10 protein-coding genes and 1 pseudogene are annotated in these 9,629 nt (G+C 65.4%); all 11 read left to right on the top strand.

Translation table 11 applies throughout. The features are described from left to right. The first annotated feature begins 188 nt into the window (after window positions 1-188). The 11 genes and pseudogenes from ACWEKS_RS48065 (at window position 189) to ACWEKS_RS48015 (ending at window position 9,377) form a co-directional block, all read left to right on the top strand. Window positions 189-1,076: an LLM class flavin-dependent oxidoreductase gene (locus tag ACWEKS_RS48065; protein WP_452346386.1), complete on the top strand. Its 888-nt coding sequence runs from the start codon at window positions 189-191 to the stop codon at window positions 1,074-1,076. A 33-nt stretch (window positions 1,077-1,109) separates the two neighbouring features. Beyond that, complete coding sequence (locus tag ACWEKS_RS48060) at window positions 1,110-2,165, top strand: NAD(P)H-dependent amine dehydrogenase family protein (RefSeq protein ID WP_452346385.1); 1,056 nt, start codon at window positions 1,110-1,112, stop codon at window positions 2,163-2,165. Window positions 2,166-2,266: 101 nt separating this feature from the next. Next, window positions 2,267-2,500: a hypothetical protein gene (locus tag ACWEKS_RS48055; protein ID WP_452346384.1), complete on the top strand. Its 234-nt coding sequence runs from the start codon at window positions 2,267-2,269 to the stop codon at window positions 2,498-2,500. Between the two features lie 114 nt (window positions 2,501-2,614). Next, a complete protein-coding gene (locus ACWEKS_RS48050; protein WP_452346383.1) occupies window positions 2,615-3,010 on the top strand; it encodes a hypothetical protein in 396 nt (131 codons plus the stop codon). Window positions 3,011-3,139: 129 nt separating this feature from the next. Continuing rightward, complete coding sequence (locus ACWEKS_RS48045) at window positions 3,140-3,733, top strand: hypothetical protein (protein WP_452346382.1); 594 nt, start codon at window positions 3,140-3,142, stop codon at window positions 3,731-3,733. A gap of 257 nt (window positions 3,734-3,990) precedes the next feature. Next, window positions 3,991-4,323, top strand: a complete 333-nt coding sequence (locus ACWEKS_RS48040; protein ID WP_452346381.1) for a hypothetical protein — start codon at window positions 3,991-3,993, stop codon at window positions 4,321-4,323. A gap of 256 nt (window positions 4,324-4,579) precedes the next feature. After that, window positions 4,580-4,798, top strand: coding sequence for a hypothetical protein (locus tag ACWEKS_RS48035; protein ID WP_452346380.1), 219 nt, complete (start codon window positions 4,580-4,582; stop codon window positions 4,796-4,798). Between the two features lie 819 nt (window positions 4,799-5,617). Beyond that, window positions 5,618-6,052, top strand: a pseudogene (locus ACWEKS_RS48030) (BRCT domain-containing protein); the annotation flags it as partial. A gap of 151 nt (window positions 6,053-6,203) precedes the next feature. Then, a complete protein-coding gene (locus ACWEKS_RS48025; RefSeq protein ID WP_452346379.1) occupies window positions 6,204-7,010 on the top strand; it encodes a hypothetical protein in 807 nt (268 codons plus the stop codon). A 357-nt stretch (window positions 7,011-7,367) separates the two neighbouring features. Then, window positions 7,368-8,606: a thiolase family protein gene (locus ACWEKS_RS48020; RefSeq protein WP_452346378.1), complete on the top strand. Its 1,239-nt coding sequence runs from the start codon at window positions 7,368-7,370 to the stop codon at window positions 8,604-8,606. Window positions 8,607-9,038: 432 nt separating this feature from the next. Beyond that, the gene (locus tag ACWEKS_RS48015; RefSeq protein WP_452346377.1) at window positions 9,039-9,377 is read left to right on the top strand and encodes a hypothetical protein; all 339 of its coding nucleotides are present in this window, start codon (window positions 9,039-9,041) and stop codon (window positions 9,375-9,377) included. Window positions 9,378-9,629 lie beyond the last annotated feature (252 nt).

Below are 9,629 nucleotides of genomic sequence, written 5' to 3'. Positions count from 1 at the left end.
CCTTCGGACAAGCCACATCCCGGACCCACCAACCAGGCTAACCCCACACCCACATCCCGGTCTTGACATAAAGGGGAGCCATGAGCGCGCACTGCTGATGTCGAGCCGCGCTGAATCTGTTGACCGCCGTCGCTTCTCGAAATCGAAATCGCCTGACCGGGGTCGGGTGGTTCTGAGAGGGTCGCCGTATGAAGATCGGTGTTGCGCTTCCGCAGATGGCTCCCGGGTACGGACCGGGTACGACGGTCGACTGGGCTCGGCGAATCGACGCGGGTCCGTTTTCGAGTGTCTCGGTGGGTGAGCGGGTGACGTTTTCGAACCCGGAGATGGTTGCGACGCTGGGTGCTTGCGCGGCGGTGACGGAGCGGGTGCGGGTTCTGGCGAACCTCTGGGTGCTGCCACAGCACCCGGTGGCGATGGTCGCACAGCAGATCGGGACTCTCGACCAGCTCGCGAACGGACGTCTCGAGGTGGCCGTGGGCGTCGGCGGTCGCGAGCACGACTACCGCGCTCTCGGCGCTGATTTCAAGGGACGGCACCAGCAGCTCGACGACAAGGTGGCCGAGTTGAAGTCGCTGCTCGCCGGTGAGCCGCCGTTCGAGGGCGCGGACCCGGTCGGGCCGGCGTGCGTGCAGCCGGGCGGGCCGATCATTCTCGCCGGCGCGATGGGGCCGAAGGCGATGCGTCGGGCGGCGCGGTGGGCGGATGGCATCTCCGGCTTCAGTATTCGAGGCGATGCCGAGGAGATCGCCAAGGTGGGCGAGTTCGCCGACCGGTGCTGGGCCGAGGCCGGTCGTGCGACGACCCCGCGCAAGGTCAGTGGCTGCTTCACCGCCCTGGGCGTCGCCGATGCCTCGGAGGCGTTGCACGCCTTCACCGCTCGCTACCTCGGCTTCCTCGGACCCAGGCTGGCCGAGATGATCGCCGCCGCGACGCGGGCGTCGAGTCCCGAGGTGCTCGCCGACATTCTCGACGGCGCGGAGCGGGCCGGGTGCGACGAGTTCATCCTGGTCCCGGCCGTCACCGACCTGAAATTCCTCGAGGTGGCGGCCGAGGTGGTGACCGCACGGCCTTGACGCTCGAGGAATGGAACCTGTTCTATTCCATGCATGACGCTGCGAGTGATCCAGTGGGCCACCGGTGGGCTTGGCCAGGCCGCGATCGGCCAGATCCAGCTGCACCCGGATCTCGAGCTCGTCGGGTGCTGGGTGCATTCGGAGGCCAAGGTCGGCCGGGACGCCGGTGAACTCGCCGGGATCGGCCCGATCGGTGTCACCGCCACCAACAGCATCGACGAGATCCTCGCGATGGACGCCGACTGCGTCCTCTACTCGCCGCTGATGCCGAATCCTAAAGAGGTGGCGGCGATTCTGCGTTCGGGCAAGAACGTCGTCACGCCGCTGGGCTGGTTCTGGCCGACCGCGGAGGAGAAGGAGAGGATGACGGCCCCGGCCCGCGAAGGCGGCGTGACGCTGCACGGGACCGGGATCGACCCGGGCGGTGCCACCGAGCAGCAGCCGCTGTTCTTCACGGGCCTGTCCAGCGCAATCACGTTCGTCCGCGGTGAGGAGTACTCCGACATCCGCACCTACAACGCTCCCGATGTCGTACGCCACCTCATGGGTTTCGGTCAATCGCCCGAGCAGGCGATGAACGGTCCGATGCTGGCGTTGCTGGACAACGGGTTCGACCAGTCGGTGCGGATGTGCCTGGACGCGCTCGGCTTCGCCGACGCCGAGATCCGCAGCAGCCGCGAGGTGGCGGTCGCGACCGCGCCGATCGACTCGCCGATCGGCGTGATCCAGCCCGGCCAGGTCGCCGCCCAGCGCTTCGCCTGGGAGGCATTCATCGGCGACACCAAGGTCGTCAGGGTCGCGGTCAACTGGCTGATGGGCGATGAGAACCTCGACCCGCCTTGGAAATACGGCGACGGCGGCGTCCGGTTCGAGGTCGAGGTGAAGGGCGATCCCGACTGCTTCGTGACGATCCACGGATGGCACCCGACCAGCGTGGCGGCCGGCCTGCAGCGCAACCCCGGCATCGTCGTGACCGCGGCGCACTGCGTGAACTCGATCCCCTACGTCTGTGCTGCCGAACCCGGCCTGCTGACCTTCGTCGACATGCCCGTGGTCACCGGTCGGGCGCACCCGGACCTGGCGCGCTGATCGCACCGGGGATCTCGCGCCGACTGGATCTCGCTGTGCCCGTTGATCTTCTGATGCCCGGCGCCTGAGGTCCGCTGTCAACGCTGAAACGGATCGAAAGCGTGTTCTATCATCAGTTCCGGCGCCTGGGAGTGGTCGAATTGGCTGATGAACAGCTGGACCCGGCAGCGGACGAAGACGCGTACGACGTCAATTCGGAGGAACCCGTCATCGACTCCGGTGTGCCGACCACTTGGCAGGAATTCGCCGAGGACGCCCGGACAGGGCAGTCGGCCGTGGTCATAGAGGGGTTCGGGAGCGTCACTCTCCCGGGGGCGGCCCGCTTCACCGGGTAGACATTGTCACTCGTCTTGGATCGTCACGCCGCCCGCATCGAGCGGACGAGGGATAACGGTGTTGGTCAAAGTCGATACGGGTCCAGCCGCACGCCACACGAAGGACCTCGAAGCATGAGCATGACGCAGACATTGACCGCTCTCGGGGGAATCACTGTCGCAACACTTCTCACCGCATGCGAGACCGCCGACGACAGTCGCGCCCCGATCCCCACGTACGTATGCAATGAGGCCATCGTCGTGCAGCCGCTGGGTTACAAGGATGGGGATACCGTCGTCATCACCGGCCGCGGCGACTGCCAACCCGCAGAAGGCACTGCCGGACAGGACAATACGATGAGAGGTCCCTGGCAGATCACCCAACGCAGCCCGACACCGATCACTTACAACTGCGGAAAGCAACCTCCAGCGCCCCTTGGCCTCGACGGCAAGCCCATCGAGTTCCTCACCATCTCCGGCAACATCGCGAATGCTCCTGCCTACGTCAACGGCTACGACTGCATCCCGTAAGCGATCACACTCCGACCGGTTCGGTCAGTACGATCAGCGGCATTACACGTCGTTTGCTGCTGGCCTGAAGTGTGTGCCGCAGGGGCGGTCTGGTGTCGGTAGTGCGCGTTCCATGACAGGGTGGGCCGCGTGACCGACGAGTTCGCCGCCGTGACGAAGATTCATATCCACGAAGACGAGTGGGGCATGCGCTGCCTTCACCCTCTGTCGGCCGCCACCGAACTGGCGGGCGACTTGCGTGCGAGCGAGGTCGCGAGCGGTGCCAACCGCGCGCCGGACAGCATCGGCTGGACCGATGTGCACGAGATCGCGGCGCCCGAGCACGACTACGCGGAGGCAGGGCTGACGTTCGCACAGGTCGATGCGGTACTGGCACCGATCATGCCGCGGGTCCGGCGGTTCGTCGCGACGGCGTCGGCAGGGTTCGACGAGAGTAGACGGGACCCGATGGGCATCTACGAGGATGACGCCTACTGCTACGGCGTAGACGCATCCTGTTTCATCAAGTTGAACGGCGATGAGCCTCTGGTCGAGAGTATTTGGTTTCGGGCCGACACCAAAGACCCCGCGCGTCTGGAACTGCTCCGGCGGGCGATCATTGCCGTTGACCTACTCGCTCCGTCGGTCATCGCTGACTACTGGCTCGACTCCACCGGCCCCGTCGCGGACGGTGAATTCCTCCACCGGTACATGCGGATGCTCGCGCAGAAAGCCGAGGACTAGGCCGGCCGCGATGGCCTCGCCGGACTGCTGGCCATGCCCACCACGCAGTGAGCGCATCCTGAACTCGGCAGTAGCGGATGTTCTGCGGCGCACCAGGTTCGGGCCGCCGGCGCCTCGCGCTGGCCGGTTCGGTCAGCGCGGTATGCGGCAGTTGCGGACGTTCTTCGCACCGCGCCGTAGGGTCGCGATCACGACCCATGGCCGACCGTCCGGTCGATCGCGCTGGACGTCCAGACTCCATCCACCACACTTGAGCTGTGGAACGAGAACTGACCGTTAACGAGCAGGACGCTCTGCGCGCCATGCTGGAGGGAGATTTCCCGGGCGCTGTCGAACTGCGAGCGCAGGTGCGCACGGCCAAGGTCGTCGGGAAGTGTCGCTGCGGCTGCCCCACTATCGACCTCATGGTCGGCCCGAGCGCACCCACCGCTCCGAACGTAGCCAATCCGGTTATAGAGGCCGTGACCGATGACGGAGGAATCCTCCTGTTCGTTCAGGAAGGAAAGCTAACCGGCCTCGAGTATTACTCACTGACCGACGACACACCCGATCAATTCCCACCACCGGATCGAATTCATCCCATGCCGTGACAGGGCCCGTTCAGCGGGATCGGAGGAGACGAAAGAAGCCGCTGTGGAAAGGCATTAGCGGCGCATCGCCGTCTTCTGCGTGTAGCCAGGCATGAGCGACGTGCCGGTGCGCGATATTCGGCATGATGGCGTTCGATCGGCCTCGGCCTGGCCGGTCGGAACAGCCCCGTAAGGGCAAAAGATCGGGGACCTTCCCGGCCGCACCAAACTCACCGGCCAAGGCCGGCCCGGCCTGCGGGTCGCCGCCTGGCGGGCGGTGTGGGGCATCCAACGCGCCAATCCGGTCTATGCCGCCCGCTACAAGCATCTGACCAGCCGTGACACCAACCGGCTCACCCCGACCCAAGCGCAAACCGTGATCGCCGCCGCCATCCTGCGGCACTTGCACGCCGTCATCACCACAGGTCAACCCTGGGATCCCAACATCGCCACCCACGGCACAACGAAACCCACCCTGATCTCGACCGCCGCCTGACCGCAGGCGCGTCGAGCGGTCGGTCGGGGCGAGCCCTCCGCGGCATCGAGACACCCGAGTGTGATCTCGTCGCTCATCACGGGCAGCCCCGGCCCGTCGTCACCACAACCCGATTACACGCTGCAGGGCCACCAACCCAATTACCGCTATGCCGGGACGACGACAGGCCAGGGCACCGACCGAACCGCTTGACACAAAACGACTTACGCTGATGAGCGTGCTCCTTATCGACGAGCTCACTGACCCTCCACGCCCAGAGCCCGCCCGCGGCAAGCACGACGCTTATCACGAGTACCACCCAGAACGCGATCACGAGTCCTCTTGCAGCGGAGCCCGATACGACTGTCACGACCGTCAACGCGACCCCGACAACCACCGCCAGGGCCCCGACCTTCACGAGCCAACTCGCCAGCCCGCGAGCGGCGGCACGCCAGGACCCTTGCTGAAGGGCCGCTCTGACATACGTGATTCGCCACATTGGAACCATGCGCGAACCATATTCGATGCTGTCAAGCCCACACAGCTCCCGGCCCAAGCTTCAGGCCGGTGACCTACGTTGGTGGTGAAATCAACACATAATCGGCAGTAGCGGACGTTCCGCCGGCTCGGATGGCCACGGCCAGTTGATCTTCCGTCGCGGCGCGCTGGCCGGTTCGGTCAGCGCGGTATGCGGCAGAAGCGGATGTTCTGACGCTACTCGACAGGCATCGAGGACCAATGGTCCTCAATCGCCTCACAATGCCGCTCGGTCCACCGTGTCCACCAATGCCTGAGCCATTCGGGGTGCTGGGCGCGGTCGTAGTCCCGTTCCTGGACTACGCCGCCGGAGTCCGCATGGAAGACGAACGCGACGAATCCATCGACCGCAACCTCGAGGGCCGCTCCATAGTCGTAACCGGCTCCTCCAAACCTTCACCCGAGACGGCGCAAAGGAAGCAATCCTCATCCGCGGCGGCAAAGCAGCCGGATCCGTCTCGAAAAAACAGCTTTCGTCGTAATCCGCGATTCCCTCGGCTCGAAGGCCGACAAGGCCGAAGAACTCGGCGTCCCCATCCTCGAATGAAGCAGGCTTCGTGAAAACTCCTGGAAGGCGGCCCCGAAGCGGTAATGCCCCCAGCAGCCGCCGCGCCCACCGCCGAGGAGAGAGGTAGGCACGCAACCTGCCACACCGATGGGTCCGGTTCGATGATCGTCCGGCGGATCGCTGCCGAGAGGTTTGGTGGTCAGCCGAGGCCGGACCGCCCGGTGGCATGAATAGGTATGCGTATCGGTCAGCGCCCCTTGCCGGGGTGTGTGCGTCGAGGGGAGTTCCTAGATTCTTCTGCGGCGTTGCAATGACGCCGAAGAAGAATGGAAGGGACTACCTCTCTTGAAGACCAATCGAATCCGTCGGGTGGGCTCGGCAATGGCCGGATTCGCAATCGCTGCGGCCGGGTGTGCGATCGGTGTGCCCGGCGCGTCCGCAGATATCACGGCGACCACATGGACGCCCGGGGTCGGCGGTGATCCGAACGTGTACACGCTCTCGGCCTCGGTGTCGGACCCGAGCGCGCTGGTCTATTTCTACGACTACCAGTTGGATGGGTCGAACTACTCGTCGTATGTCCTGGTCGGTGGTGGTCCGCAGACTGTCAGCGGCGGCACCGCGCAGGTCACCTACTATCCGGCGACCACGGGCCAGCACTTCATCAATGTCGTGGAGCGGTCGGCGACCGGTGAGTACATCACCCAGGGTGGTGGACCCGCGATTCAGGTTGCGGCCCTGCCGAAAACGGCCGCCCCCGCCGTGTGCGAGCCGACCGGCGGCAGTCTGGCCAATGGTGAGTTCACGATTCAGGGTCAGGTGCACCACCCGGGCACCGCCTACACGGTGACATTCACGCTGCCGGCCGACCAGATGTCGTCGTTCTCCGGGGCCACCGCCTACATCGAAGAGGGCGCGTTCCCGGGCACCATCGTGGGGACGACCACCTTCACCAATGGCGTGGCGACCATTCAGTACACACCCAAGAATCTCGGTGAGGTCGATCTGACCGCCCACGCTGGCTCGCCCGACGGTATCATGGTGGGCCACAAGCAGTTCCGACTTGAGTTCAGCAGCGCCCCCACCGGCCCCAGCGGCTGCAAGACTCCCGGCAGCTCCGGTAGCGGCACCGACAGCGCGGACTCCATCCCGGTGATCGGCGGCCTGCTGAAGGCGCTCGGCCTCTGACCAACCTGTTCGACTGCGGGCACGGACGCCCACAATCTCCGGACCCGCAGTCGGACAACCGCTCTCAGGCCGTCCGATTTCGGCACCTGCCAGATCGCAGATCCTCGGTCAACTCGCTCGTAGCCGAGAAGTTGGCTGTCATCGGCAGTTGCGGACGTTCCGCGGCAGTCGGACCGGTGCGGCCGGTCGATCTTCCGTTACGCCGCGGATCCGAGCAGCCCAATCCCGAACGACAGCGGTCTCGGCGCCGTCGGTCTGCGCCGGTGTGGCGGATTTCCTCGGAATCGAGGCAAGATCGGAAGCGGCAACGACGGCTCGCTCGTTGAGACCCTGTGGACACTGTCGAAGGAGATCGTGATGGCGGAAGCGTTTGTGCTCGGTGGTGTTCGGACCCCCTTCGCCCGGTACGGTGGTTCGCTGTCGCACATTCGGGCCGACGACCTGCTGGGGATGACCATGAAGGGTGCGTGCGAACGCGTCGGCGTGGGTCTCGATCAGATCGAGGACATTGTCGCGGGCTGCGTCAATCCGGCCCACGAAGGTATGGGCGATGTCGCGCGGTGGGCGGCGCTGGCGGCGGGATTCCCCGACACGGTGGCCGGGGCGACGATCAACCGGTTCTGCGGGTCGTCGCTGAGTGCAACCATCAATGTCGCGCACGCGATCAAAGCGGGGGACCTGGGCGTCGGGATCGCCTGTGGCGTCGAGTCGATGTCGCGGTCGGGATGGGCGTACATGAAGGGCGACAGCCCGTTCGGCCCCCGTGGCCCGGTCATCCTGCTCGACACCATGTGGGCGGGTGCGGGCGGTCCCGCCAATCCGGCGCTGCTGGCGCGCAATGCTTACATCGGAATGATCGAGACAGCCCAGAACGTCGCCGACCGGTACGGGCTGACCAGAGAGGAAATCGACGCGTTCGCGCTGCGGACGCAGCGAAATGCCAAGGCGGCCAGGGATTCCGGGCGGCTGGCCAAGGAGATTATGCCGATAGAGATCGCCGCGACTAGGAAGAGCCCCGCCCGCCTGTTCGAGCACGACGAATTCATCCGCGACGACACCACCGCCGAAAGGCTCGCGGTGCTGCCCCCGCAGCCGGGGACGACGCAGATGACCGCAGGGAACTCGACCCCCCTGACCGACGGAGCCAGCGCACTGGTGCTGGCCTCGGGTGAACGAGCAGGCGAACTCGGCGTCGAACCGCTGGCGCGGGTGGTGTCGTCCGCGGTGTACGGGATCGATCCGCTCTACATGGGTCTGGCTCCGGCGTGGGCTCTGCCTCTGGCGATCCAACGTGCGGGCCTGACACCCGAGCAGATCGACGTGTGGGAAGTACACGAGGCATTCAGCGCCCAAGCCCTGGGCGTGCTGCGTGAACTGCCCAACCAGCTGGACGGTTTCATCATCCCCGACGAGAAGCTGACACCGAACGGCGGCGCGGTGGCAATCGGTCATCCGTTCGGCGCCACCGGCGCCCGCTACGTCCTCACCCTGGCCACCGAACTGCGGGAACGCAATGCGCGCTACGGCGCGATCGGAGTCTGCATCGGATCCGGTCAAGGAGTCGCAATCGTCCTCGAAAACCCGTCCGCCGCCTGAGAAATCTCACCGAAGGAACGACGTACGGGGTTCCCCTGGGAGGCCAGGAGACGACCTCGATGAGCTTGCCGGCGGCGTCGTCGAAGACGAAGCCGCTCGGCCGTTGTCGCTCTCGACGCATGTGTCACTACGGTCATCAGCAGTTGCGGACGTTCCGCCGGCCTCGGATCGGCACAGCCAGTTGATCTTCCGATGCCCCGCGTCGGCCGGTTCGGTCAGCGCCGTCAGCGGCAGTAGTGGATGTTCCTGCACAGTGGTCGGTTCCGTCGACGGCCAGCCCGCATCAGCCGATTATCGCGGTCGCTTGCGCAACCCAACAGATAAGTCTGGTTTATCGGTCGCTCCGAAGATCGATATTGATCCATCAGCCCTGACGGTGGGATCGTCTGGGAAGCAAGATCTTCCAGCATTGCCGAGAGGAAATCGAACGCGATGACAGAGTCGTTGCCAGCAACTGCCGTCGTCCGCGTCGGGCGCGTCACCTTCGATCCAAGCCTGTACGACGCGGTCGTCGCTGCGGACAAGAAGACCTCGGAATACCTGATCCCGGCAATCCTGCGACTGCCGGGTCTTCTTCACTGGTACGCGGGCGTCTCCCCCGAAGGATCGCTCTCCCAGGTGAGCATATGGGACTCCGAAGAGCATGCGGCGCAGATGGACGAGCTGAAGGAGATGCGGGTAAAGGCACGCGACGACTTCCGGGCAGTAGGCGTGACGTTCACGGCAGAGACCGCGACGTACACCAATTACCCGATCACCTGGACCATCTGACCAAAGTGCCGGAGGGAACACCAACCGCAACCAGTCGGTAACACCAGCCACGCACCACTCGCTTTTCGGCTTGAGCGTGCGTTCTGCACCGCACCAGGTTCCGGCCGCCGACGCCCCGCGCTGGCCGGTTCGGTCAGCGCGGTATGCGGCATGACACTACGTTCCACAGATCGCGATCTAAGTACTCCACTCGCACACCGGCATCCCGATCCGGGGAGTCCTGCGCCGGGCTCTTTCTGCCCTGCGAGGCCG

The organism is Nocardia sp. NPDC004711 (assembly GCF_053601595.1).
Note: the sequence above shows the minus strand (reverse complement) of the source record. Positions and strands in the feature narration are given on the sequence as shown.